Annotated in this window: 26 protein-coding genes; 22 read left to right on the top strand and 4 right to left on the bottom strand. The window is 69.0% G+C overall.

Annotated elements, in window-relative coordinates:
- Positions 1-199 precede the first annotated feature (199 nt).
- The 13 genes from AC4D2C_RS18225 to AC4D2C_RS18165 all read left to right on the top strand — a co-directional run bounded on the left by AC4D2C_RS18225 (position 200) and on the right by AC4D2C_RS18165 (position 11,800).
- Complete coding sequence (locus tag AC4D2C_RS18225; protein WP_490916226.1) at positions 200-2,122, top strand: polysaccharide biosynthesis protein; 1,923 nt, start codon at positions 200-202, stop codon at positions 2,120-2,122.
- Positions 2,119-3,141, top strand: a complete 1,023-nt coding sequence (locus AC4D2C_RS18220; RefSeq protein WP_490916224.1) for an MraY family glycosyltransferase — start codon at positions 2,119-2,121, stop codon at positions 3,139-3,141. Before AC4D2C_RS18225 ends, AC4D2C_RS18220 begins: the two co-directional genes overlap by 4 nt.
- Before the next feature lie 152 nt (positions 3,142-3,293).
- A complete protein-coding gene (locus AC4D2C_RS18215) occupies positions 3,294-3,848 on the top strand; it encodes a Cg1360 family ATP-synthase-associated protein (protein ID WP_490916223.1) in 555 nt (184 codons plus the stop codon).
- Position 3,849: 1 nt separating this feature from the next.
- Positions 3,850-4,200, top strand: coding sequence for an AtpZ/AtpI family protein (locus AC4D2C_RS18210; protein WP_490916222.1), 351 nt, complete (start codon positions 3,850-3,852; stop codon positions 4,198-4,200).
- Between the two features lie 54 nt (positions 4,201-4,254).
- Positions 4,255-5,076, top strand: coding sequence for a F0F1 ATP synthase subunit A (gene atpB, locus AC4D2C_RS18205; protein ID WP_490907534.1), 822 nt, complete (start codon positions 4,255-4,257; stop codon positions 5,074-5,076).
- Between the two features lie 75 nt (positions 5,077-5,151).
- Positions 5,152-5,367: an ATP synthase F0 subunit C gene (locus tag AC4D2C_RS18200; RefSeq protein ID WP_019481292.1), complete on the top strand. Its 216-nt coding sequence runs from the start codon at positions 5,152-5,154 to the stop codon at positions 5,365-5,367.
- Between the two features lie 50 nt (positions 5,368-5,417).
- The gene (locus AC4D2C_RS18195) at positions 5,418-5,984 is read left to right on the top strand and encodes a F0F1 ATP synthase subunit B (RefSeq protein WP_490907533.1); all 567 of its coding nucleotides are present in this window, start codon (positions 5,418-5,420) and stop codon (positions 5,982-5,984) included.
- Positions 5,984-6,796, top strand: coding sequence for a F0F1 ATP synthase subunit delta (locus AC4D2C_RS18190; RefSeq protein WP_490916221.1), 813 nt, complete (start codon positions 5,984-5,986; stop codon positions 6,794-6,796). The genes AC4D2C_RS18195 and AC4D2C_RS18190 overlap by 1 nt, the downstream gene beginning before the upstream one ends.
- A 98-nt stretch (positions 6,797-6,894) precedes the next feature.
- A complete protein-coding gene (gene atpA, locus AC4D2C_RS18185; protein ID WP_490907531.1) occupies positions 6,895-8,529 on the top strand; it encodes a F0F1 ATP synthase subunit alpha in 1,635 nt (544 codons plus the stop codon).
- Between the two features lie 92 nt (positions 8,530-8,621).
- Positions 8,622-9,515 (top strand): F0F1 ATP synthase subunit gamma, encoded by an 894-nt coding sequence (locus AC4D2C_RS18180; RefSeq protein WP_490907530.1) that lies wholly within the window; start codon positions 8,622-8,624, stop codon positions 9,513-9,515.
- Between the two features lie 80 nt (positions 9,516-9,595).
- Positions 9,596-11,059: a F0F1 ATP synthase subunit beta gene (atpD, locus tag AC4D2C_RS18175; protein WP_490916220.1), complete on the top strand. Its 1,464-nt coding sequence runs from the start codon at positions 9,596-9,598 to the stop codon at positions 11,057-11,059.
- 5 nt (positions 11,060-11,064) lie between these two features.
- Positions 11,065-11,358 (top strand): F0F1 ATP synthase subunit epsilon, encoded by a 294-nt coding sequence (locus AC4D2C_RS18170; protein ID WP_104049690.1) that lies wholly within the window; start codon positions 11,065-11,067, stop codon positions 11,356-11,358.
- A gap of 10 nt (positions 11,359-11,368) precedes the next feature.
- The gene (locus AC4D2C_RS18165) at positions 11,369-11,800 is read left to right on the top strand and encodes a DUF2550 domain-containing protein (RefSeq protein ID WP_490916219.1); all 432 of its coding nucleotides are present in this window, start codon (positions 11,369-11,371) and stop codon (positions 11,798-11,800) included.
- Positions 11,801-11,825: 25 nt separating this feature from the next.
- Here AC4D2C_RS18165 and AC4D2C_RS18160 read toward each other — a convergent pair whose 3' ends face one another.
- A complete protein-coding gene (locus tag AC4D2C_RS18160; RefSeq protein ID WP_490916218.1) occupies positions 11,826-13,037 on the bottom strand; it encodes an N-acetylglucosamine-6-phosphate deacetylase in 1,212 nt (403 codons plus the stop codon).
- Positions 13,038-13,090: 53 nt separating this feature from the next.
- Positions 13,091-13,786: an endonuclease NucS gene (gene nucS, locus AC4D2C_RS18155; protein WP_490907526.1), complete on the bottom strand. Its 696-nt coding sequence runs from the start codon at positions 13,784-13,786 to the stop codon at positions 13,091-13,093.
- Positions 13,787-13,863: 77 nt separating this feature from the next.
- Here nucS and AC4D2C_RS18150 point away from each other — a divergent pair, with 77 nt between their 5' ends.
- Positions 13,864-14,187: an Rv1322 family protein gene (locus AC4D2C_RS18150; protein WP_490916217.1), complete on the top strand. Its 324-nt coding sequence runs from the start codon at positions 13,864-13,866 to the stop codon at positions 14,185-14,187.
- Between the two features lie 52 nt (positions 14,188-14,239).
- Positions 14,240-15,046 (top strand): alpha/beta hydrolase, encoded by an 807-nt coding sequence (locus AC4D2C_RS18145; RefSeq protein ID WP_490916216.1) that lies wholly within the window; start codon positions 14,240-14,242, stop codon positions 15,044-15,046.
- A gap of 3 nt (positions 15,047-15,049) precedes the next feature.
- Here AC4D2C_RS18145 and AC4D2C_RS18140 read toward each other — a convergent pair whose 3' ends face one another.
- On the bottom strand, positions 15,050-16,369 hold the full coding sequence (locus AC4D2C_RS18140; protein WP_490916215.1) for an AI-2E family transporter: 1,320 nt from the start codon (positions 16,367-16,369) through the stop codon (positions 15,050-15,052).
- 233 nt (positions 16,370-16,602) lie between these two features.
- Between AC4D2C_RS18140 and AC4D2C_RS18135 the strand changes: the two genes are divergently transcribed.
- From AC4D2C_RS18135 to AC4D2C_RS18115, 5 genes are all read left to right on the top strand, one after another.
- Positions 16,603-18,336 carry a DUF8094 domain-containing protein gene (locus tag AC4D2C_RS18135; RefSeq protein ID WP_490916214.1) on the top strand — a complete coding sequence of 578 codons (1,734 nt, stop codon included), beginning with the start codon at positions 16,603-16,605 and terminating at the stop codon, positions 18,334-18,336.
- A 49-nt stretch (positions 18,337-18,385) separates the two neighbouring features.
- Positions 18,386-19,342 carry a co-chaperone YbbN gene (locus tag AC4D2C_RS18130; RefSeq protein ID WP_490916213.1) on the top strand — a complete coding sequence of 319 codons (957 nt, stop codon included), beginning with the start codon at positions 18,386-18,388 and terminating at the stop codon, positions 19,340-19,342.
- 66 nt (positions 19,343-19,408) lie between these two features.
- Positions 19,409-20,518 carry an NADH:flavin oxidoreductase/NADH oxidase gene (locus AC4D2C_RS18125; RefSeq protein WP_490916212.1) on the top strand — a complete coding sequence of 370 codons (1,110 nt, stop codon included), beginning with the start codon at positions 19,409-19,411 and terminating at the stop codon, positions 20,516-20,518.
- A gap of 62 nt (positions 20,519-20,580) precedes the next feature.
- Positions 20,581-21,390: an ABC transporter ATP-binding protein gene (locus AC4D2C_RS18120; RefSeq protein ID WP_490916211.1), complete on the top strand. Its 810-nt coding sequence runs from the start codon at positions 20,581-20,583 to the stop codon at positions 21,388-21,390.
- The gene (locus AC4D2C_RS18115; RefSeq protein ID WP_490916210.1) at positions 21,372-22,937 is read left to right on the top strand and encodes a transporter; all 1,566 of its coding nucleotides are present in this window, start codon (positions 21,372-21,374) and stop codon (positions 22,935-22,937) included. Before AC4D2C_RS18120 ends, AC4D2C_RS18115 begins: the two co-directional genes overlap by 19 nt.
- Positions 22,938-23,275: 338 nt before the next feature.
- On the opposite strand, the gene AC4D2C_RS18110 is transcribed toward AC4D2C_RS18115, so the two are convergent.
- On the bottom strand, positions 23,276-23,488 hold the full coding sequence (locus AC4D2C_RS18110) for a hypothetical protein (protein WP_490916290.1): 213 nt from the start codon (positions 23,486-23,488) through the stop codon (positions 23,276-23,278).
- Here AC4D2C_RS18110 and AC4D2C_RS18105 point away from each other — a divergent pair.
- Together AC4D2C_RS18105 and AC4D2C_RS18100 are read left to right on the top strand one after the other, a co-directional pair.
- Positions 23,430-23,867 carry a DUF6318 family protein gene (locus AC4D2C_RS18105; RefSeq protein WP_490916289.1) on the top strand — a complete coding sequence of 146 codons (438 nt, stop codon included), beginning with the start codon at positions 23,430-23,432 and terminating at the stop codon, positions 23,865-23,867. The two genes, AC4D2C_RS18110 and AC4D2C_RS18105, sit on opposite strands and share 59 nt — an antisense overlap.
- A 221-nt stretch (positions 23,868-24,088) precedes the next feature.
- Positions 24,089-24,838 carry a PKD domain-containing protein gene (locus tag AC4D2C_RS18100; RefSeq protein WP_490916209.1) on the top strand — a complete coding sequence of 250 codons (750 nt, stop codon included), beginning with the start codon at positions 24,089-24,091 and terminating at the stop codon, positions 24,836-24,838.
- The last annotated feature ends 157 nt before the right edge of the window (positions 24,839-24,995 follow it).

Raw genomic sequence — 24,995 nt, 5'->3', positions numbered from 1 at the left:
GCGCGGTGCGCAACGGGCCTGGCACGGGCGGGACGGCTAGTATTCTCGGGTAACAGCAGTCTATTACACCGTGTTCCAGCACCCGCCGGACCAGCCCCGCCGGACCGGGCACCGGCCGCGCCGGTGCTACCGGAGCATCCCGGCAGCGGCAGACGGATCCGGTGCTGAACACGGTGGCTGCCTGACACCGTTAGGAATCATGGGACTCAACGAAGGCCGCCCGCCGGGCTCCACCGCCGCGGCTCCATCCGGCGACAAGCCTGCGATCTGGCTGTGGTCGCAGTACCTGCTCGACGCCGTCGCCTGGATCGTCGCCATCCTCCTCGCGCTGATCCTGCGCTACGAGCTCCTCGTGAAGGAGGTCAACGTCCCGGGCATCGCCGTGTTCTGCGCCGTGGCCGTCATCGCCCAGCTGGTGGTCGGACTCAGCTTCGCCCTGTACCGCGGCAGGTACAGCTTCGGCAGCTTCCACGAGGCCAAGCTGTTGGTCATCGTGGCCGTGCTCGTCGCCGTCATCCTCGTGCTCACCGGCGTGGCCTTCTTCAGCGTCATCGAGGTGCCGCGCAGTATCGGGATCATCGCGTTCCCCTTCGCGTGCATGTTCCTCGCCGCGACGCGCTACCTGAAGCGCATGTACGTGGAGAGCAAGGCCAAGCCGGGGGAGGACGCCCAGCGGACCCTCATCTACGGCGCCGGCTTCCTCGGCAACTCGCTGGTGATGCGCATGATGCAGGACCCGGAGTCCCCCTACTTCCCGGTGGGGCTCATCGACGACGATCCTGCCAAGAAACACCTCCGGCTGTCCGCCGTCCCCGTCCTCGGGCGGATCGACGACCTCCGGGACATCGCCGCCAGGACGCAGGCGCAGGTCCTCGTCATCGCGTTCGCCGAGGTCGAGGCCGCGCAGGTGCGCCGGGTCTCCGACCTCGTGGCCGGCCTCGGCATCAAGGTGCTCGTCCTCCCGCCGCTGCGCGACATGCTCGGCGCCGCGGGAGCCGCCATCGCCGACTTCCGCGAGGTCGCGGTCGAGGACCTCATCGGCCGGCGGCCCGTGGACATCCACCCCGACGAGGTGGCCGGCTACGTCACCGGCAAGCGCGTGCTCGTGACCGGCGCAGGCGGGTCGATCGGCTCGGAGCTCTGCCGCCAGCTCGCCACCTTCGCGCCGGCGGAACTCATCATGCTGGACCGGGACGAGACCGGGCTGCAGTCCACGCAGATCTCCCTCACCGGGCGCGGGCTGCTCACCGGCCGCGACACCGTCCTCGCCGACATCCGCGATGCCGACGCCCTGCTCGACATCTTCGAGGACCGCAGGCCGCAGGTCGTGTTCCACGCGGCGGCGCTCAAGCACGTCTCGCTGCTCGAGCAGTACCCGGAGGAGGCGTGGAAGACCAACGTCCAGGGGTCCCTCAACGTCCTGCGGGCGTCGGGCGCGGTCGGCGTCACCAACTTCGTCAACATCTCGACGGACAAGGCGGCGGACCCCACGAGCGTCCTCGGCCACTCCAAGCGCGTCGCGGAGAGGCTCACCTCCTGGCACGCGGAGCGCACCGGGCAGAAGTACGTCTCGGTGCGGTTCGGCAACGTGATCGGCAGCCGCGGCTCCATGCTGCCGCTGTTCACCGAGCAGATCCGCAATGGCGGCCCCATCACCGTCACCGATCCCGAGGTCACGCGCTTCTTCATGACCATCCCCGAGGCCTGCCAGCTCGTGGTGCAGGCCGGCGCCATCGGCAGGGGAGGGGAGGTGCTCATCCTCGACATGGGCGAGCCGGTGCGCATCCTCGACGTCGCCCAGCGCATGATCGCGATGTCCGGCAAGGACATCGACATCGTCTTCACCGGTCTCCGGCCGGGCGAGAAGATGCACGAGGACCTCATGGGCGAGGGCGAGAACGACTCCCGGCCGCTGCACCCCAAGATCTCGCACACGTCCGTGGCGCCCCTCGACCCCCAGCAGCTCAGCCTCCAGGCGTGGAAGGCCGAGGGCGGCTTCGGGCCGGGCAGGCGCGGGATCGGCACCGGTCCGGGTGCGGCCGGCAAGGTCACCGCGGGCACGGCGGACCCGCCGACGGCCACCGTCCCGGCGGTCGGGTCGCACGTCGGACGCTCCGCATGAATCCGCTCCTCGCCCTCGTCGCGCTCGTGGCCCTCGGGCTGTCACTCGCTCTGCCCGTCGTCGTGAAGCCCCTGCTGAAGCGCCTCGGTGTCATCGACATCCCCAACGACCGCTCCTCCCACACCACCACCGTCATCCGCGGGATGGGTGTGGCCGTCGCGGCGGCGATCCTCGCCGCGCTGGCTCTCTCCCTCGCCACGGGCCTCGTCGCGGTGGACCGGTCGCTGATCCTGATCATCCTGGTCATGATCGCGGCCGCGTCGGCCCTCGGCTGGACCGAGGACTTCCGGGGCCTGTCGATCCGCGTCCGCGCATCCGCGCAGCTCCTCGTCGGAGCCGTCGGGACCATCGCCCTCGCGACCACCATCGACGACAGCAGCTACTGGTGGGTGCCCGTCGGCGCGGTCGCCGTCGCCACCTACATCAACGCCGCCAACTTCATGGACGGCATCAACGGCATCTCCGGCATGCACGGTGTGGTGGTGGGCCTGTTCTACTCCGGTGCGGGAGTCCTCAGCGACCAGCTCTGGCTGACGGTCGCGGGCCTCGCGGTCGCCGCGGCCTTCGCGGGCTTCCTGCCGTGGAACCTGGGCCGCGGCTTCGTGTTCCTCGGTGATGTGGGCAGCTACCTGCTGGGGGCCTCCATCGCGGCGATCGCCGTCACCGGCCTGCTGGCCGGGGTGTACCTGGAGTACCTGCTCTCGCCCGTGCTGATCTACCTCGCGGACACCTTCACCACCTTCGTGCGGCGCGCCCGGCGCGGGGAGCCCGTCTACACCGCTCACCGGCAGCATGTGTACCAGCGCCTCACGGACACCGGGCTCAGCCACGTCCAGGTGTCGCTGTTCGTCAGCGTCCTGTCGGCGCTCACCGGTGTCGCGGGTTTCGTGGCCGCCACCGCCCCCGCCCCGCTCGCCGTGTCGGCCTCTCTGTTCGCCGCCGCGGTCGTCGCCCTGTACCTGTACTCGCCGCGGATCTTCCGCGCGCTCGCGCGCCGCCGCGTCCCGGCGGAGGCGTGAGGGCTCAGGCGGCCGCCACGGTCATGCGGTAGAATTTCAGGCGCCGGGCACGCCGACGCCTCCGTCGCGCCGCCCCGGTTCCACGCCTCACGACGCCGTCGGCAGAGGACCAGCAGTGCGCCGGACGGCGCAGTCGACAGAGCGGACAGCGCGTGCCACGACCGGAGCATCCGGCCACCGGAACCCACACGAACCTCGTCCCCGCATCGGGCGCCACCGCGTCCCCCTGGCTGGGCATCCTGGGCAGGAGCGCCGCAGCGTCCGGCGTCGTGGCGGTCGTCCTCGCCGTCGCGGCCCTCCTCGCCACCTCGCCCGCGGCAGGACTGAGCGTGCTGTTCGGGGCCGCCCTCGTCATCGCCTTCTTCGGGATCAGCCTCCTGATCGGACACTTCGCGGGGCGGAGCAACCCCTCCGGGGCGCTCGGGCTGTTCATCGTCACGTACGCCATCAAGGTGGTCGGATTCGCCGCCGTCCTGTTCCTCCTCGGCACGCCCGGCTGGCTGGACCGCACATGGTTCTTCACCGGGTCCCTCGCGACCGTCCTGGCGTGGCAGGCCGCCGAGGTGTTCGCGTTCTCGCGGCTCCGCACGCCCCTCTACGACGACGAGTACGACGACGCCGCTCCCGCAGGCACTGCACCGCCGTCGGCCGCTCCTCCAGCCGGTCCCGGCAAGGGTTCCTCCGCCGATCCGACGGGCGGACGCTGACATGGCGGAGCGTCCGGCAGCCGGGCCGGGAGCAGGCGGTGACCCCGCGGCGGAGAACGAGGAGGCCCGTCTCGCGAACGGCGGTTACAACGCCGGCATAGCAGTCCTCAGCTACATGATTGGCGGGATCGCGGTGTGGAGTTTGATAGGCTGGGGGCTGGATAATCTCCTCGACACGCGCTGGTTGGTGCTGGCGGGAGCGTTCTTAGGTGCAGCAGGGGGTTTCTACCTCTCCCACATGCACAACCTCACCCGGAACCACACCCGAGTCCGCAGCGCGGATCCCGGGCGACGTCCGGTGCCGAGGACGGACCCGAGTGACTCCCCACAACTCAACGAGTCGGACCAGTAACGCTGCGACCGAACAGATCTTGCCCAACGATGGACACTGCAGAGAGGAAACGCGTTGATCGCGCTTGCGCTCCCGGCCGCAACTACCGAAGAGGGATTCGTAGCCCCGACTATCGAGGACACCCACCCCCGGGACATCCTGCCCTGGGGTGACGCCTACGGAGTCTGGTTCGACCCCGGCTTCGGCAAGCAGATGCTCATGGTCATCCTGTCCGTGGTCCTCATCGCCGCCTTCTTCCTCGTCGCCTCGCGGCGCCGCCAGCTGGTCCCCGGCAAGATGCAGTTCCTCGGCGAGTCCGCGTACGGGTTCGTCCGCAACTCCATCGGCAAGGACATCATCGGCGGGCGCGACTTCCTGAAGTACGTGCCCTGGCTCTTCACCGCCTTCTTCTTCGTGCTGGTGAACAACATCTTCGGTGCCATCCCGTTCCTGCAGCTGCCGAGCTTCTCGCACCCGGGCAGCGCCTACGCCATCGCGGCGATCTTCTACCTCCTCTGGGTCGGCATCGGCCTCAAGAAGCACGGCCTGCGCTACTTCAAGCTGGCCGTCGTCCCGTCGGGCGTCCCCTGGTACATCCTGCCGATCGTCGTGCCGATCGAGATCATCTCGAACTTCATCGTCCGTCCCGTGACCCACTCGCTGCGACTCTTCGCGACGATGCTCGCCGGCCACCTCATCGTGACCCTCGCCGGCTCCGCCATCGAGTACATGGTCTCCACCGGCAACATCCTCCTGCAGGGCACCAGCGTGCTGGTCCTCGCCGGCGCCGTGGCGATGTACATGCTCGAGGTGCTGATCATGGTCCTCCAGGCCTACGTCTTCACGCTGCTCGCCGCGATCTACATCGAAGGCGCGCTGCACGCCGACGCCCACTGATTCACACACGTCTTCCCCGTCGGGGATGATCCCAAACAACCTGTCGCATCCGAGCGGCATCTTGAAAGGAACACAATGGAAGTACAGGGTAGCCTCAACCTCGTTGGATACGGTCTCTCCGCAATCGGCGGTGGTATCGGTGTGGGTCTCGTCTTCGCGGCCTACATCAATGGCGTCGCTCGCCAGCCTGAGGCACAGCGTGTCCTCCAGCCCATCGCCTTCCTCGGTCTGGCACTGACCGAAGCCCTCGCGATCCTGGGCCTCGTCTTCGCCTTCGTCATCGGCGCCTGACACAGCCGCCCTGACCGACCGAAGACCAGTTGAAGAAAGACGGGTGAAAAATGCTTAACGCAGCAATCATGGCGGCGGAGGAGGGCTCCAGCCCCCTCGCGCCGAACTGGTGGGAGTTCCTCGTAACGCTGGTCGGCTTCGCCGTGCTGATGTTCATCGTCATCAAGTTCGTCATGCCGGCGTTCGAGAAGACCTTCGCCGAGCGCACCGCCGCGATCGAAGGTGGCATCGCCAAGGCGGAGGCCGCCCAGGCGGAGGCCAACGCGGCACTGAACGAGTACAAGCAGCAGCTTGTTGATGCTCGCACCGAGGCGAACCGCATCCGTGAGGAAGCACGTGCCGAAGGCGCGCAGATCCTCGCGGACCTCAAGGAGAAGGCCGCCGCCGAGTCGGCGCGCATCTCCGAGCAGGCGCACGTCCAGATCGAGGCCGAGCGCCAGGCCGCAGTGGTCTCGCTCCGCGCCGAGGTCGGGACCCTCGCCACGGATCTCGCCAGCCGTATCGTCGGGGAGTCCCTCGCCGACGACGCCCGCTCGTCGCGCGTCGTCGACCGCTTCCTCGCGGACCTCGAGACCTCCTCGCACGGCGTTTCGGATCGTGCAGGTGCGGCGAAGTAATGGCAGGTGTATCGAGCGTCTCCCTGGCCACCGTCCGTGAAGGTCTGGAGTCCCGGCTGCCGGGTACCACCCTGGCCCTCGCGGAGGACCTGTTCGGCGTCCTGGCGATCCTGGACAGCAACGCCGGTCTCCGGCGTGCGCTGACCGATCCGTCACGCACCGGCCGGGACAAGGGCGTGCTGGTGGACCAGCTCATCGCCGGCCGGGTGTCGCCGGAGGCCGCGAGCGTGGTCAAGGATCTCGTCAACGAACGCTGGGCCAACGCCCGCGACATCGGTGACGCCCTGGAGACTCTCGCCGCGACCGTCGTCATCGCCGTGGCCGAGCAGGGCCGCGGAGCGGAGGGCCTGGACCAGCTCGAGAACGAGCTGTTCTCCTTCATCCAGGTGGTCGCCTCGAACCACGCCCTGCAGCGGGCGCTGTCGGAGGCGCAGGCCACGCCGGAGTCGAAGGTCGCCCTCGGCCTGAAGCTCGTACCCCAGGCGGGTGCGGCCGGCAGGCTCCTCATCGCGCAGGCCGTCCGCGCCCCGCGCGGACTCAAGCCCGCAGCCCTCGTGCAGCGGTTCCTCGAACTCGTCGCCGCACGCCAGCAGCGCTGGATCGCCAACGTCAGCGTCACCCGTCCGCTGACGGCAAGCCAGCTCGCTCGCCTGGAGTCGGGCCTGAACGCCATGTACGGCCGTGAGCTCAAGGTCAACGTGAAAGTCGACCCTTCACTCATCGGCGGAGTCCGTGTCAGCGTTGGAGACGAGATGGTCGACTCGACCGTCATCACGCGTCTGTCCGAACTCCGCCGCACGTTGGCGGGATAGGCGTCCGCGCCTGTCCCACCGGAGTTCCACCCACAGAATCACACCCAGGTCGCCACGCACCCCATGGGGACCAACAACACAGGAGAGCAGGGACTGAGATGGCCGAATTGACCATCAACGCCGAAGACGTACGCAGTGCGTTGAACGACTTTGCGGCGTCCTACGAGCCCGGGAACGCGGAGCGCGTCGAAGTCGGCCGCGTCTCCACCGCCAGCGACGGTATTGCCCGTGTGGAGGGTCTTCCCTCCGTCATGGCCAACGAGCTGCTGCGGTTCGAGGACGGCACGCTCGGACTCGCCCAGAACCTCGACACGCGTGAGATCGGTGTCGTCGTCCTCGGTGACTACACCGGGATCGAAGAAGGCCAGGAAGTGCACCGCACGGGCGAGATCCTCTCGGTCCCCGTCGGCGACGCCTTCCTCGGCCGCGTGGTCGACCCCCTGGGCCAGCCCATCGACGACCTCGGCGAGATCGTCGCCGAAGGCCGCCGTGCGCTCGAGACGCAGGCCCCCGGCGTCACGCAGCGCAAGTCGGTGCACGAGCCGATGCAGACCGGTCTCAAGGCCATCGACGCGATGATCCCCATCGGCCGCGGCCAGCGCCAGCTGATCATCGGCGACCGGCAGACCGGCAAGACCGCCATCGCCGTGGACACCATCATCAACCAGCGGGAGAACTGGGCGTCGGGTGACGTGACCAAGCAGGTCCGCTGCATCTACGTGGCGATCGGCCAGAAGGCGTCGACCATCGCCGCCGTGCGCCAGACCCTCGAGGACAAGGGTGCGCTGGAGTACACGACCATCGTCGCGTCTCCCGCCTCCGACCCCGCCGGCTTCAAGTACCTCGCCCCCTACGCCGGTTCGGCCATCGGCCAGCACTGGATGTACGGCGGCAAGCACGTCCTCATCGTGTTCGACGACCTGTCGAAGCAGGCCGAGGCCTACCGTGCGGTGTCGCTGCTGCTCCGCCGCCCGCCGGGACGCGAGGCCTACCCCGGCGACGTGTTCTACCTGCACTCCCGCCTGCTGGAGCGTTGCGCCAAGCTCTCCGACGAGCTCGGTGCCGGTTCGATGACGGGCCTGCCCCTCATCGAGACGAAGGCGAACGACGTCTCGGCGTACATCCCGACGAACGTCATCTCCATCACCGACGGCCAGATCTTCCTGCAGTCGGACCTCTTCAACGCCAACCAGCGTCCCGCCGTGGACGTCGGCGTGTCGGTCTCCCGCGTGGGTGGCGCCGCCCAGGTGAAGTCGATGAAGAAGGTCTCGGGCACCTTGAAGCTCGATCTCGCCCAGTACCGCGACATGCAGGCGTTCGCGATGTTCGCCTCCGACCTGGATGCGGCCTCACGCCAGCAGCTGACCCGTGGTGCGCGCCTGATGGAACTGCTCAAGCAGGGCCAGTACTCCCCGATGCCGGTGGAGCAGCAGGTCGTGTCCATCTGGGCCGGGACCAACGGCTACCTGGACGACGTGCCGGTGGAGGACATCCGCCGCTTCGAGTCCGAGTTCCTGGAGCACCTCGGCCACAAGTCGCAGATCCTCAACACCCTCGCCCAGACGGGCAAGCTCGAGGACTCGACGGCGGAAGAGCTGAAGACCCAGATCACGGACTTCAAGCAGGGCTTCTTCGGGGTCGGCGCCGACGGTTTCGGCGCGGGCCACGAGGAGCACCAGGCCATCGACGCCGAGTCGGTCGAGCACGAAAAGATCGTTCGACAGAAGCGCTAGAGGACCTGTTGCCGGGAGGGGCCATGCCCCTCCCGGCCGGCAGGACCCTGGCCTGATCGCCCCCCGACGCGGGGGCGGAGGAAAGGACAAGAATGGGAGCCCAGATCCGGGTCTACCGCCAGAAGATCGCCTCGACCACGTCGACGCGGAAGATCTTCAAGGCGATGGAGCTGATCGCGACGTCGCGCATCGGCAAGGCACGTACGCGTGTCGCTGCGGCCCAGCCGTACGCCAACGCGATCACCCGGGCCGTCTCGGCCGTGTCGTCGCAGTCGGAGATCGACCACCCGCTCACCACGGAGCACAGCGAGGTGCGGCGTGCCGCCGTGCTGGTGATGACCTCAGACCGCGGCCTCGCAGGCTCGTACTCGGCCAGTGCCCTCAAGAAGGCCGAGGGTCTCTTCGAGGCCCTCCGCTCCGAGGGCAAGGAGATCCAGTCGTTCCTGGTCGGCCGCAAGGGGCAGTCGTACTTCGACTTCCGCCAGCGCGACTACGAGAAGGTCTGGACGGGCAACACGGATGCTCCCGAGTTCGAGACCGCGCGTGAGGTAGGCGAGGCCCTGCTGGAGACATTCCTCAAGGACTACGAGGACGGCGGCGTGGACGAGATCCACATCGTCTACACGAAGTTCCGCTCGATGGTTGTGCAGGAGCCGGCCGTCCTCCGGCTGCTCCCGCTGGAGGTCGTCGACGAGCAGGTACCCCAGGACGGCGAACTGCTGCCCCTGTACGAGTACGAGCCGGAGCCCGAGCAGGTCCTCGACGCGCTGCTCCCCAGGTACATCGAGTCGCGCATCTTCGCGGCGATGCTGCAGGCGTCGGCCAGCGAGCTCGCAGCGCGCCAGCGGGCCATGAAGTCCGCCGGTGACAACGCGACGGAGCTCATCAAGAAGTACACGCGTCTGCGCAACACCGCCCGCCAGGCGGAGATCACCCAGGAGCTCTCGGAGATCGTGGCCGGCGCGGACGCGCTGAACGCGTCCTGACGCCCCACCCGCCCGGGTCCTCGCGGATTCCGGGCAGCTAGACTTAGTTCCACGCCATCTACGTAAATGAAGTGAGAGAGATGACTGCCCAGACTGTTGAGCACGGTACGGACTCAGTTGCCCCCGGCGCCACCGGCCGTATTGCACGTGTCATCGGCCCGGTTGTCGACGTCGAGTTCCCGGCCGACGCAATCCCCGCCATGTACAGCGCGCTGACCACCGAGATCACCCTCAACGGTGTGACGCGCCTGATCACCTTCGAGACCTCGCAGCACCTCGGCGACAACCTCGTCCGCGCGATCTCCCTGCAGGCGACCGACGGACTCGTCCGCGGCACCGTCGTACAGGACACCGGATCCCCGATCACCGTTCCCGTCGGCGACGGCGTGAAGGGCCACATCTTCAACGTCCTCGGCAAGCCCCTCGACGTCGAGGAGTCCGCACTCGAGATCACCGAGCGCTGGCCGATCCACCGCGCGGCTCCGAGCTTCGCCTCGCTCGAGGGCTCCACGGAGATGCTCGAGACCGGCATCAAGGTCATCGACCTGCTGACCCCCTACATCAAGGGTGGGAAGATCGGCCTGTTCGGCGGCGCCGGCGTGGGCAAGACCGTCCTCATCCAGGAGATGATCACCCGAGTCGCCCGTAACTTCGGTGGCACCTCCGTGTTCGCCGGTGTCGGCGAGCGTACCCGTGAGGGCAACGACCTCTGGGTCGAGATGGAGGAGGCGGGCGTCCTGAAGGACACCGCCCTCGTGTTCGGCCAGATGGACGAGCCGCCGGGAACGCGCCTGCGCGTGGCGCTCTCGGCCCTGACCATGGCGGAGTACTTCCGCGATGTGCAGAACCAGGACGTACTGCTGTTCATCGACAACATCTTCCGGTTCACCCAGGCCGGCTCGGAGGTGTCGACCCTCCTGGGCCGCATGCCGTCCGCCGTGGGCTACCAGCCGAACCTGGCCGACGAGATGGGCCTCCTGCAGGAGCGCATCACCTCGACGAAGGGCCACTCGATCACCTCGATGCAGGCCATCTACGTCCCCGCCGACGACTACACCGACCCGGCTCCGGCGACCACGTTCGCGCACCTCGACGCGACCACCGAGCTCTCCCGCGAGATCGCGTCCCGTGGCCTCTACCCGGCTGTGGACCCGCTCGCGTCGACCTCGCGCATCCTGGATCCGCAGTACATCGGGCACGACCACTACAACACGGCCGTGCGCGTCAAGCAGATCCTGCAGAAGAACAAGGAACTGCAGGACATCATCGCGATCCTCGGCATCGACGAGCTCAGCGAGGAGGACAAGGTCGTGGTCGCCCGCGCGCGCCGCATCCAGCAGTTCCTCTCGCAGAACACCTACACCGCCAAGCAGTTCACCGGCGTCGAGGGCTCGACCGTCTCCATCCGGGACACCATCGAGGGCTTCGCGGCGATCTGCAACGGCGACCTCGACCACATCGCGGAGCAGGCGTTCTTCAACGTCGGCGGCCTCGACGACGTCGAGCGCCAGTGGGCCAAGATCCAAGAGCAGACCGGTAAGTAACGCCGATGGCATCGAACGGTGAACTCGAGGTCGAAATCGTCGCGGCCGACCACTTCGTGTGGTCGGGCGCGGCGCGCACCGTCAACGCACGCACCAGCAACGGGCAGATCGGGATCCTTCCCGGCCACGCCCCCATCCTGGCGATCCTCGAAGCCGGTGAGCTCTCGGTGGAACCCGTCAACGGTGAGCGCCTGGTGGTCGGTGTGGACGGTGGGTTCTTCTCGGTCGACTCAAACCGCGTGGTGATCGTGGCGGACAACGCCAGGGTCGGCGGTTCGGTGACTCCGGAATCCGTCTAGGGTTCCCGGCGTGGAGGCTCTCGGTGTGACGTTCATCTGCCTTGCGGTCGTGTTCGGCCTGCTCGTGCTCGTGATCGCCGCGTTCCTCCTCCGCCGCTACCAGCTGGGCCGCGCGCTCGGCACCTTCGACGCCTCCATCCGCTTCCCTCCCCGGGGATGGCGGGTGGGGGTTTGTCGTTACACGGACAAGAACCTCGAATGGCTCAGCCTCATCTCGCTGAGCCCCATCCCGAAGTTCCGCTTCCTCCGCAGCTCCCTCGAGGTGGTGGGGTGGCGTGCCGCCACCGAGGCGGAGCGGGCCAGCATCCAGCCGGGCGCGATCATCGTCCACCTGACGCACGACGGCGAGGCCTTCGACATCGCCATGAGATACGACGTCTACGCCGGTCTCTCCTCCTGGATCGAGGCCGGCCCGGTCATCGGCATCGGCACCTGGCGCTGACCCCGCACGGCTGACCTGTCGATGCTCAGTCGAGCTCGAGCGGCAGGACCCAGCGCCCTGCGCGGAGGACGCCCCTCAGTGCGAGGTCGGGGGACACCACGACGGCGTCGGCCCGCAGCCCGCTGCGCAGGCTCCCCACCTCGTCGGCCAGGCCCAGCACGCCTGCCGGGACGCTCGTCGCGGAACGCACCGCGTCGGCCACGCCGACCCCCGCGCCCACGGCGCAGCGCACGACGTCCAGCAGGCTCCCCGCTCCGCCGGCCAGCCCGCCCGTCGAGGTCAGCACCGCGGCATCACCCACGACGGTCACCTCCCCGTGTCCCAGCTGGTACGTCCCCGACGTGCGGCCCGCGGCGGCGGTCGAGTCGCTGACGAGGCAGATGTTCTCCGCCCCCGCGATGGTGAATGCCATCCGCACGGTCTCCGGGTGCAGGTGCACGTTGTCCGCGATGAGCTCGACCGCGATCTCGCCGGCGCGGGCGCGCTGCAGGAGCAGGGGCACCGGGCCGGGGGAGCGGTGGTGGATCGCGGGCATCGCATTGAACAGGTGCGTGGCCATCGGTCTTCCGCTGAACCCCTCGAAGCCCGTGGAGGCGAGCTCCTCGTTGATGAGGTCCAGAGCCCCACCGGTCTCCTCGGTGGAGCTGTCCGTGTGGCCGATCGACGGGATGACCCCGTGCATCACGAGTTCGTAGACCAGGACGTCGCTGCCCGGTAGTTCAGGCGCGTACGTCATGGACGTGAGGTGTCCCTGGCCCGCAGCAACGAGCCGGGCCACGTCCTCCTGCGTCGGCAGGAGCAGGAAGGCGGGGTCGTGCGCTCCGTTGCGCTCCTTGGACAGGAAGGGTCCCTCTGCGTGGATCCCGGCCACGAGTCCCGCGTCCGCCGCCGCGGCGAGGCGGCCGAAGGCGGACTCGAGCTCCTCGAGAGGTGCTGAGCACGTGCTGGCGAGCAGCGTCGTCGTGCCGCTGCGGTGGAGGTGCGCCGCCGCCGCTTCGATGTCGGCGTCGGACCCGGATGTGAAGTCGCCTCCGTCCGCCCCGTGGCAGTGGAGGTCGATGAGCCCGGGGAGGATGAGGAAGCCCTCGGGCAGCGGCTCCGCGGAGGGGTCGCCCTCGCGCGCGCCCACCGAGACGATCCGTGTGCCGTCCCAGCGGAGCACGCCGTCATCGATGATCCCGCCTTCGGTCACCAGGCGTCCGGAAAGGGCAGTGGGCGTTCCGCTGGAGTGGGCCATGCTCCGATTCTAGGCCGTCGCCCTGTGCGGGCCCCGGCGGACCGGACGGCGGGCTAGAAGAGGCGGGAGGCGCTGTCGTCCACGCCGCGCATCGCGTCGTAGTCCAGCGTCAGGCAGTCGATGCCCCGGTCGGTGGCGAGGACGCGGGCCTGCGGCTTGATCTGCTGCGCGGCGAACACGCCGCGCACGGGCGCCATGATCGGGTCGCGGTTGAGCAGTTCGAGGTAGCGCGTGAGCTGCTCGACGCCGTCGATGTCCCCGCGCCGCTTCAGCTCGATGGCCACCGTGCGCCCCTGGGCGTCGCGCGCGAGGATGTCCACGGGACCGATCGCCGTCATGTACTCGCGGCGGATGAGCGTCGATCCGGCACCGAGGAGCTCGATCTGCTCGGCGAGGAGCCGCTGCAGATCGGCCTCCACACCGTCCTTCACGAGGCCCGGGTCGACGCCGAGGTCGTGGGCGGACTCGTGCAGGTGCTCGCGGATGTTGATCACCAGCCGGTCGTCGCTCTTGGCATGCTGCACCGTCCACACCTCGGTGATGCCCTCGGCACGGTCGGCGTCGTCGGGCTCGCTCACGCGCAGGGTCGCGGGAGGGCTCATCCAGTTCAGCGGCTTGTAGGAGCCGCCGTCGGAGTGCACCAGCACGGAGCCGTCCGCCTTCACCATGAGCAGACGGGTGGCCAGCGGGAGATGTGCCCTGAGCCGGCCGATGTAATCGACGGAGCAGCGGGCTATGACGAGACGCACGTCGAAGATTCTACCGGGTGCAGGACCGCCGGCTGCCCGGTGCGCGGCCGTGCCGCAGCATCGGGCACACTGATGGGGTGCCCCGTTCCAATCGTCCCAGCCGCCCCCGCGGGTCCTCGCGGCCCAAGTGGTCCGCGCCGCCGGAGCCGGATCTCGAGCGCACGCGGCTCGGTTCGCCGCTGCGGGAGTCGGCGCCCGACGGTGAGTGGTCGGTGCGCCGGATCACCGAGCGGAATGCGGCCAAGACCTACACCTGCCCGGGGTGCAACTCCTTCATCCTGCCCGGGATCGCCCACCTCGTGGTGTGGCGGGAGGACTCGCTGTTCGGTGCCGAGACGGCTCTCGCGGACCGCAGGCACTGGCACGTGCGGTGCTGGCAGACGCGGAGCTTCCGCTACTGACGCGCGCCCTGGCGGGACGGCGACGGTGGCGCGCCCGTCCTAGACTGGGAGGATGCCCAGCGACCCGTACACCTTCACGCCGAACGACGAGGCCATCGAGATCCGCGCGGCGACGGTGCTCCCCGCCGACCGGCGCGACATCGAGCTGCGCACCGCCGACGGCCTGACGCTCGTGGGCGAGTTTGCCGCCCCCGCCGGCGGCCGTGCGCCGCGGGCCACGCTCGTGACCCTCCACCCCCTGCCGACGCACGGCGGCTTCATGGACTCGCACGTGTACCGGAAGGCGTCCTTCCGGCTGCCCGCCCTGGCCGACATCGCCGTCCTGCGGTTCAACACGCGCGGCACGTGCTCGTCGCGCGGCTGCAGCGAGGGCGCGTTCGATGGCGGCGACGGCGAACGGCTGGACCTCCAGGCCGCCGTCGAGTGGGCCGTGGCGCAGGGGCTCGAGCACATCTGGCTCGTGGGCTGGTCCTTCGGGACCGAGCTGTGCCTCAAGTACGGTGCCCAGGACCCGGTGGCGGAGCTGATCGAGGGGGCCATCCTGCTGTCTCCGCCGCTCCACCGCGCCGTCGACGCCGACCTCGACGCGTGGGGGGCCAGCGGGCTCCCTCTGAAGGTGCTCGTCCCCGAATTCGACGACTACCTGGTCCCCGAGGACGCCGAGCGCCGGTTCGCCCGCGTCCCCCAGGCGGACGTGACGGGCGTGGACGGCGCGAAGCACCTGTGGGTGGGGGAGAAGTACGCGGCGCGCGCGCTCAACGAGATCGTCGGCGTCGTGCGTCCGGACCTCGACCTCCCCCTGCCGGCGCGGTGGACGGGACCGGCCGCCGTCGCACCCTCGGCGCCGACGGGCGCCTGACGGCTACTGGCTGTCCTGCCGTGCGATGAACACTTCCTTGAGGAGCAGCATCACGGCCGCCGCCGTCGGGATGGCGATGAGTGCGCCGAGGACGCCGAGGAGGCTGCCGCCGGCGATGACGGCGATGACGGCGACCGCCCCGGGCACCGCGACGGCGCGCTGCATGATGCGCGGGGAGATGAAGTACGCCTCGAACTGCAGGTACGCCACGTAGGGGATGGCGAACAGGAGGGCGGTGTGCCAGCCGACCGTCAGGGCGATGAGGCTGACGATCACCGCGGCGATGGCGCCGCCCACCAGTGGGATGAACGCCAGCAGCGCGACGACGAACGCCAGCAGCACGGAGAACGGGACATCGGCGATCGACATCACGATGAAGGCGAACGTGCCGTTCAGCAGTGCCACGCAGGCCTGACCGATCACGTACATGCCGACGCTGCGCGTGATCTCCTCGGAGAGGACCTCCACGCGGGGTCTGCGCGAGCGGGGCGCGAGCCGGTACGCCCACTTCTTGATGGACGGCAGGGACGCCAGGAAGTAGAGCGCGAGGACCAGGATCACCAGGGAGCCGAACAGGCCGTTGATGATCACCGTGCCCACACCGAGGACGCCGCCGAAGATCCCGCCGACGGCCTCGCTGTTGGCGAAGAACTTGTCGATCTCCGAGACCACGCGGTCCCGGACCTGGAACTGCTGGTCGAGCCGTGTGAAGAACTCCGAGTTCAGGAAGTCGTCGGCGTACCCCGGGGCGCGCTCCACGATCTGGGAGGTCTGGCTCACGATCGTCGGGATGAGCAGCGCGAAGAACCCGGCCACGATGCCCACGAGGACGGACAGGGCCACCGCGATGCCCGCCGGGCGCGGCACGCCCTTCGTCTCGAGCCACCGGACGATCGGGTCGAGCCCGAGGGCGATGAAGAGGGCCGCCCCGATCCACACGAGGAGCTGACCCACGTTGGTGATGATGAAGAACGCCAGCAGCGCGAGCCCCACGCCGACGCTCATCATGAAGCCGAAGTGGATGGGGTGCGCCCTCATGCTGCGGCGATCGGGGCTGCTGAACTTGAGGCGCTCGTCGGCGAGCGACACGTCGGGATCGACGACGACGCCCACGGGTTCGCGTTCGGGCGGGAACTCGAAGCGGGGCCGCGGCTGCGCCGTCGGCAGGGACTTCCGGGCGAGCGAGAAGAGGGAGCGCATGGTCGACGGCGGCGGCGGCGTACCGTTACCCGGTGCAGCTGCGGGCTGCGTGTCCTCGCCGGTCCCGGGCGGCTCGGGCCGCGGGAGCGGCTGGTCGAGCGGGACTTCCTGGTGGTCTGTCAACGAGAAGCTCAGCTTTCGAAAGTGCGGTGCGTGTCCGGCGGGTGGGTCGACTAGCGAAACCCTAACAGCCGGGCACCGCCGAGGACGGTCTTGACGGGCCGCGCGGAACGGGGCCGCGGAGGAACTTCGTTACCATTGGGTGACTATTCCTGATGGCCCGTCGCCGCATGCGCCGGGCCATCGGAGCGGAAGGGGCCGGGAGGTCCGCAGCAACGGACGACGATAGGCAACCAGTGCGCGGAAAGACAGCAGTACCGATCATCGTGGCAGGGCTCCTGCTGATGCTCCTCGGCATCGGCCAGCGGACCCTCTGGGCGCCCGCGGAGACGGTCACCGCGAGCGTCGCACAGGGTGCCGATGCGGCACCCGTCACCGTGATCGAGCCCGGAGCCCGCGGCGACGCCGACGGGTCGGTCGAGGTCACCGTCGAGGCGGACGGTCCCTTCACCCTGGCGATCGGTCGCGCGTCCGACGTCGAGGCCTGGGTGGGCGATGCCGCGCACCTCGCCGTCACGGGCGTGACCGACGAGACGCTGTCCTCCGAGTACACCGACGGTGAGGACTCCGTCCCCGATCCGAGCGGCAGCGACCTCTGGATCAGCGAGGAGCCCGGCGACGGGTCGCTGAGCTACCGGTGGAGCGAGCCCGTGGAAGGCGACTGGTCCATCCTGCTCGCCGCCGACGGGAAGACGCCCGCACCCACGCAGGTCTCCATCACGCGCCCCAACGACCAGGCCACGCCGTTCGCGCTGCCGCTGATCATCGGCGGAGCGCTCGTCGTCGTGCTCGGCATCGCGCTCCTCTTCGTCCCGCCGCGCAACCGGCGGGGCGCACAGGCCACCGAGGCGGCCGAGGGCACCCGGGCGTATGCCCGCCGGCACGCCCAGGACGGCCGGTCGGTCGGGGCCTCATCGATCGCCGCGCCCGCCCTGGTCCTCACGGGCCTCGTGGCCGGCGGATCCCTGCTGGGGATCGCTCCCGGCATGGCGACCACGACGCCGTCCCCTACAGCCACCGCGACCCCGGGCGCCTCGTCGTCCGCCGCTCCCGGCGCGCCGTCCGCGGGCAGCGAGGCCAGCGGCCCGCCCGTCGTCCTCGCCGCCCAGCTCGAGCGGATCCTCGCGGCCGTCGCCTCGACCGTCGCCGACGCCGACGCCGCCTCCGATGCCCGGCGGCTGGCCCCGCGCGTCGACGGCGCCGCGCTCGACCTGCGGACCGGTTCCTACGCCGTCCGCGCGAAGGACGGACAGGCCGCCGCCCCCGTGCCGGTCGCCGCGGAGCCCGTGCTGCTGGACATGATCCCCACCGACGCCGAGTGGCCCCGTACGGTCGTGGCCCTCACCCAGAGTGACGACAACCCGGTGCCGCAGGCCCTCCTGCTGGTGCAGGAAACCCCGCGCGAGAACTACAAGCTGACCTCCGCGGTCCAGATGCTGCCCGGCAGCACCTTCCCCTCCCCGCCGGCACCCGGCGCATCGGCTCCCGTCCCGCTCGACGACGCCGGGAAGCTCGCCAAGGCACCCCAGGACGCCGTCGCGTCGATCGCCGACTTCCTCACCAAGCCGGCCGGCGCCAACGCCGCGACCTTCGAGGAGAACTCCTTCTCCGAGGCCATCACCGAGTTCCAGGCCGGCGTCGTCGCCGACCCGGGCAACAAGGCGGCCACCATCACCTTCACCCACCAGGCCCAGGGCGAGCGCACGCAGGCCCTGCCGACGGGCGACGGCGGCGCGATGGTGTTCGGCTACCTCACCCACACCTACTCGAGCGTCCCGAAGGGCCGTGGAGACACCATCGACCTGAAGGGCACGGTGTACGAGTCGCTGACCGGCAGCGACACCAGCGACAAGGGCATAGACGTCAACTACGGCGAAGCCGTGATGCTGTACGTCCCCCCGGCCGGCAGCGACGATAGGATCCGGGTGACCGGCGCAGCGCAGCAGCTGCTGTCGGCGAAACTCCGCTGACCCGGAATCCACGAGCATCCCTCCCAGGCAGCCAGAGAAAGGCAGAGCATTGTCCACACCACCACAGCGGGGCGGAATGCCGCCGTCCACCATGAACCTGCGGGGAGCGGTGGACCTGTCCGCGCTCAAGGCGCGTGCCGACGCCGCCGCCCGTCCCGCCGCGACACGCCAGCCCTCGGCAGGGCCGAGCCCGTACGTCGTCGAGGTGACCGAGCAGACGTTCCCGCAGCTTGTGCAGCTCTCGACCCAGGTGCCCGTGGTCGTGAACCTCCGTGCCACGTGGAGCGAGCAGTCGAACCAGGTGACCGCCGTCCTCGAGGCGGCCGCGGTGGAGTTCGACGGCCGCATCCTGCTCGCCAACGTGGATCTGGAGGCCCAGCCGCAGATCGCCCTGGCGTTCCAGGCCCAGGGCGCACCGACCGTCGTCGCCGTGGTCAAGGGCCAGCCGGTGCCGCTGTTCGAGGGTGCCGTGCCCGATCCCCAGATCCGCGCGTACCTCGACGAACTGCTGAAGGTCGCGGAGGCCAACGGCGTGACGGGTACGCTCAACGACGGCGCCGGGCCCGGCCCGGCAGCGCCCGAGGAACCGCCGCTGCCGCCCCTGCATCAGGAGGCGTTCGACGCCATCGAGGCCGGCGACTACCCGGCCGCTGCCGCCGCCTACCGCCGCGCGCTGGCGGAGCAGCCCGCCGACGCCGACGCGAAGGCCGGACTCGCGCAGGTGGAACTCATGCAGCGCGTGCAGGACGCGGACGCCGCCGCCGTGCGGCAGCGCGGCGCCGACGAGCCGGACGCCGTCGACGCACAGCTCGCCGTGGCCGACCTCGACCTCACGGGCGGCCATGTCGAGGACGCCTTCAACCGCGTCGTCGCCCTCATCGGACGGACCGCGGGCGAGGACAGGGAAGCAGCGCGCAAGCGCCTTCTGGAACTGTTCGACGTCGTCGGCGTCACCGATCCGCGCGTCGCGAAGGCCCGGAGCGCCCTCGCACGCGCCCTCTTCTAGCAGGACCCCGCCGCCGGTCGCGGCGCTCCTCCCCGCACGCACTCCGTTCGACCACCAGAGGATGGCATGACTCCCGCAGTTCCCGTCGGCACGCCCGGCCTGTTCGACCCGATCACGCTCCGTTCGCTGGACCTGCCCCACCGGGGCTGGGTCGCGGCCATGTGCCAGTACTCGTGCGATCCCGCCACGGCTCCCGGCGTGCCCACGGACTGGCATCTCGTGCACCTGGGTCAGTTCGCCACAGGGGGCGCGGCGCTGATCATCACGGAGGCCGCCGCAGTGAGCCCCGAGGGCATGATCAGCCCCCGCGACGCCGGCATCTACACGCAGGAGCAGGCCGACGCCTGGCGCCGCATCAACGACTTCGTCCACGAGCACAGCGCGGTCGGGACGAAGACCGCGGTGCAGCTGGCGCACGCCGGGCGGAAGGCCTCCACGTACTGGCCCTTCAGCGGGAAGCACGACTCCGTCCCGGAGTCAGAGGGCGGCTGGCAGACCGTCGGGCCCACCGACCAGGCCTTCGGCCGGTACGCTGCGCCCCGTGCCATGACCGAGGAGGACATTTGGAAGGTCATCCGCGACTTCGGTGCGGCCGCCGCCCTCGCTGTCGACGCCGGCTTCGACACCATGGAGATCCACGGTGCCCACGGGTACCTGCTGCACCAGTTCCTCTCCCCGCTGGTCAACACCCGCACGGACGGGTGGGGCGGCTCCGAGGAAGCCCGCTTCCGGCTGACGCTCGAGGTGATCCGCGAGGTCCGGCGCGTCATCCCCGGCACCATGCCGCTGCTGCTGCGCATCTCCGCGTCCGACTGGACCGAGGGCGGGATCGACGGTGCCGTGTCGGCGCGGCTCGCCAAGCGTGCCGCCGAGGAGGGCGTCGACTTCGTGGACGTGTCGTCCGGCGGAGCCGTCCCTGCAGCGTCCATCCCCGTGGGCCCCGGCTACCAGGTGGCGCTCGCCGAGGAGGTCCGGACCTCCGGCGTGCCGACCGGCGCCGTCGGCCTCATCAGCGGCCCGCGCCAGGCCGACGACGTCATCCGCGAGGAGCGGGCCGACGTCGTCCTCATCGCCCGCGCCGCCCTGCGCGACCCGCACTGGTGGATGCGCGCCGCGGACGAGCTCGGTCACGACCTCGTCCCCGCGCCCCAGTACGAGCGGGCAGGAGGCTTCTGACCTGCTGCTTCTCCTCCTTTGGGATGACGAGGAGCGAGAGCGCGCGTTGCTAGCGTGACAGCATGAGTTCCCTCGTGCCACCGCCGACCGATGAGAACGATCCGCAGGCCCGGGCCGGCACGGCCGCACTGAGCATCCGTGGTCTCGCCAAGCGCTTCGGAGAGAAGATCGCCGTGAACGGGGTGACCCTCGAGGTTCCGCCGGGCTCCTTCTACGGGCTCGTGGGACCGAACGGCGCCGGCAAGACCACCACCCTCTCCATGGCCACGGGCCTGCTCCGGCCCGACTACGGCCAGGCGCTGGTGCACGGCGTCGATGTCTGGGCGCAGCCGCTCGAGGCGAAGAAGCTCATGGGCATCCTGCCCGACGGCGTCAGGCTGTTCGACCGGCTCACGGGCGAGCAGCTCGTCACCTATGCGGGACTGCTGCGCGGCATGGACCGCGAGACCGTGCTGGAGCGCACCGGTGACCTGCTGCGCGCCCTCGACCTCACGAACGACGCCGGGACGCTCGTGGTGGACTACTCGGCGGGCATGACGAAGAAGATCGCGCTCGCCTCGGCCCTGATCCACGCACCGAAGCTCCTCGTCCTCGACGAACCGTTCGAGTCCGTCGACCCCGTCTCGGCCGCGAACATCCGCGACATCCTGGCAGGCTATGTGCGCTCCGGCGGCTCGGTCATCGTGTCCAGCCACGTGATGGACCTCGTGCAGCGCATGTGCGACCACGTCGCCGTCATCGCGGCGGGCACCGTCCTCGCCGCGGGAACGGTGGACGAGGTCCGGGGCGACGCGACCCTCGAGGACCGCTTCGTCGAGCTCGTCGGTGGCCGCAGCACATCGGAAGGGCTGTCGTGGTTGCGGACCTCCTGAGACTCAAGCTCCTCCTGCTGCGGAACTCGCTCAAGCGCAGCACGGGGCAGCTCGTCGGTGTGATCCTCGGCGGACTGTACGGGCTGGGACTCCTGGTCCTGCTCATGATCGGCCTGGTGCTGCTCGGCACCGCGGAGCTCGAGGTCATCAGGACCGTCCTCGTGATCGGCGGCTCGGCGGCCGTGCTCGGCTGGATCCTCATCCCCATCGCGGCGACCGGCATCGACATGACGCTCGACCCCGCGCGGTTCGTGACCTTCGCGATCCCGATGCGCCAACTGCTCGCCGGTCTCGTGCTGGGCGGCCTCGCGGGCATCCCGGGGCTGGTCACGCTGATCGCAACGCTGACGCAGGTGGTCACCTGGATCCGCTACCCGGCGGCCGCCCTGACAGCCCTCGTCTGCGGTCTGATCGCCGTCCTGCTGTGCGTCGTGGCCTCGCGGCTCGTGACGACGGCTGTGTCCTCGATGACGGGCTCGCGACGCTTCAAGGACGTCAAGGGCATCGTCGCCTTCATCCCCCTGATCTTCCTCGGCCCGATCATCGGGGGAGTGACGGCAGGGTTCCAGAGCTCGCCCGGCTTTGCACTGACCCTCGCCGATTTTCTCGCCTGGACGCCGCTCGGCGCGCTGTGGGCGGCACCGGCGGATGTGGCCGCGGGCAGCATCGGTCCTGCGATCCTGAAGTTCCTGATCGGAACGGCCACGCTGATGCTGTTCCTCGTGCTGTGGAGCCGCAGCCTCACCCACGCCCTGGTCACGCCTCCCTACAACGCCGTCACGAAGCGGGCCGGCGGAAACCTCGGCTGGTTCGCCCGATTCCCGGCGACGCCCGCGGGGGCCATCGCGGCGAGGTCCCTGACCTACTGGCTCCGCGACCCGCGGTATTCCGCGTCCCTTGTGGTGATCCCGTTCGTCGCGGTGCTGCTGTACTTCACGGGCGGAGGATCGGGCACGGCCTTCGCCTTCCTCGGTCCCCTCACCGCGTTCCTGCTCGCGTGGTCCATCTCGGCCGACATCTCCTACGACAACACCGCCTTCAGCCTGCACGTCTCCACCGGCGTCCGCGGATACAACGACCGTCTCGGCCGGGCCATCGCACTGATGGTCTTCTCGCTGCCGGCCACCCTCGTGTTCACCGTGGTGCCGTTGCTCGTCACGGGCCGGACCGAGGATCTGCCGGTGATGCTGGGTCTGTCGCTCGGCCTGCTGCTGACCGGCGCGGGCCTGTCGAGCGTCGTGTCGGCGCGCTACACCTACAACGTCCCACTGCCCGGCGAGAGCGCCTTCAAGACGCCGCCGGGAACGAACTTCACCATGTTCGCCGTCCAGTTCATCGGATGGTTCGTGATGCTGCTGCTGGCGTTGCCCGAGATCGTCCTCGCGATCCTCTACTTCGTGACCGGTGACGCGATGTTCGGCTGGCTGACCGTCGTGGTCGGGCTGATGCTTGGCAGTGTGCTGTTCGTGGTCGGCATCAGGACGGGCGGCCGGTGGTACGACCGCAGGGCTCCTGAGCTGCTCCTGGCGGTCTCCGCCAACCGCTGACCCCTGAACGTCGGGCCCGAGCCAGCCCTGGTGCGCCCATGAAGATCGTGCACCTGTCCATACCCGCGCTGCACCTGATGGCCGGCAGGGCGCTGGCGGCGGGTGGGCATCAGGTGCAGCTCCTCCCAGGTTCCGGGTCGTCCGGTCGGATTCGCCTGTGCACAACCTGTAGCACCCGGGGCTCATGGGGCTATGCTGAGGGCCATTCCGGTCGCCGGACGCCTGTGATGGGGGAGTTGCATGGTTCTTGTGCGTGCAGATGGTCATGGTCGCCGTCGTCGAGGGGTAGCGCCTCTCCTGGCCGGTGCGGCGGTCGCGGTGCTGTTCCTGGCCGGATGTCAGGCAGATCCGGATCCCTCCGCCCAGCCGAGCCCTGACTCTTCGTCGTCCTCCTCCGCGGCGCCTTCAGTCTCTGCCACACCGTCGGCGTCCGCTTCCTCGAGCCCTGAGCCGTCGCCTGCATCGTCGGTCGGTCCGGCGGCGAACATCCCGGTGCCCGTGAAACCCGCGCTGGCGGACGAGAACTCGGCCGAGGGGCTCGAAGCGTTCACGAAGTACTGGTTCGAGCTGTTGAGCTACTCATACCTGACGAATGACTGGAGTGTGTTCGACAATGAGACAGATCCGGGCTGTCGTACATGTTCAAGCATCAAAAGTGCAGTTGATGAACTTTATGGCCAAGGGCGTTGGTTGCGCGGAGCGGACGTTCAAATAGTTTCATTCGACACGGCCTTCGATGTCACGATAACTGGATCAGTCACCGCCTATGTCGAAAATCAACAATCCCAAATTGAATACTTTGAAACAGATGGGACAATCCTCCGGACGGTTCCTAAACAAGATTCACCGGCCTTCGATGTCATCAACGCTCTCTACGAAGACGGCGGTTGGTTAATCCTCGACTACGGAGCGCCAGAAGGTTCATCATGAGAATGTCCGTACGGCTGAGTGCAGGGACGGTGGTGGTCGCTCTTACCGTCGCTGTGGTGACAGTGTCAGGAGCAACGGCTGCAGAAAGTCCGTCGTTACCGGTAGTCGAAACCTCGGGCAACAATTTCGTAGGCACGAGCCATTCGAAGAAGGAAAACCCTGGTTCACCGCCAGCGAGTACCTCTGACAGCCCTTCTCGATCTGAGTCGGCTGCGTTGCCCATGGACGACGGCATCGAATACACCTACGTCCGTGCCTGCACAGCCGGGGTCGGTGAGGCCCTCGAACCAGCGACCTGCCCGAGGATGAACGCACAGTGCGCTGTCCGGGAGGGTGGCGTATTGGTGAACTGGCTCGAGGTGAACAACAACACGCAGCCGGCAACACGGACGCCGACAGGTCGGACCTCGTGCATGTACCCTGGCGAGCCGCCGCAACCGCCGGTGGAGGGCGCGGCAGTGCCGGAGGAAGCGCCCATCGTCATCAGTCTCGAGGAGTTCCAGAAGCAACCGGTGCTGGCGGCGACGATCCTGTCACAGCCCTCGAACTTCGGGTTACGCAACGCCCACTCGAACATCTATGCGCAGGCTCAGGAGCAGGAATTCACCTTCGACTTCCAGGACGCCTCGATCGTGCTCAAGGCCCGGCCGGTGTCCTACCGATGGAACTACGGTGACGGCTCCAGCATGACGACCATCACGCCGGGCGGCCCTGTCATCGAAAACGCTTTCAACACGCCCACGACTACGAGCCATCAGTACGCTCAGACCGGGGACTACCAGGTCACAGTGACCACGTTCTTCGCCGGGGACTATTCGGTGGACGGCGGACCGTTCCAGCCGGTCGCCGGGGAAGCTGCGGTCGTGTCCGCGCCGCATCTCATGAGTATCTGGCGAACGCAGTCCCACCAAGTGAGTCAGGACTGCTTGGAGAACCCGACCGGCATCGGCTGCCAACCACCCACGCGCTGATCACTCGTAAGTATCGACTGGTTCCTACAGCCGGGTCCCACCCCTCGGCGAGTCCTACCGTGCCGCCAAGTCCTTGCCTCCTGCGCTCCGGAGGGTGGTGGCTCAGAAGGGTGGTGGCTCAGAAGGGTGGTGGGTCGGGGGTGGTGGTGTAGGTGCG

The organism is Arthrobacter sp. TJ-240, from assembly GCF_058269195.1.
The sequence above is the reverse complement of the archived record's forward strand: the minus strand, read 5'-3'. Positions and strand labels throughout refer to the sequence as shown.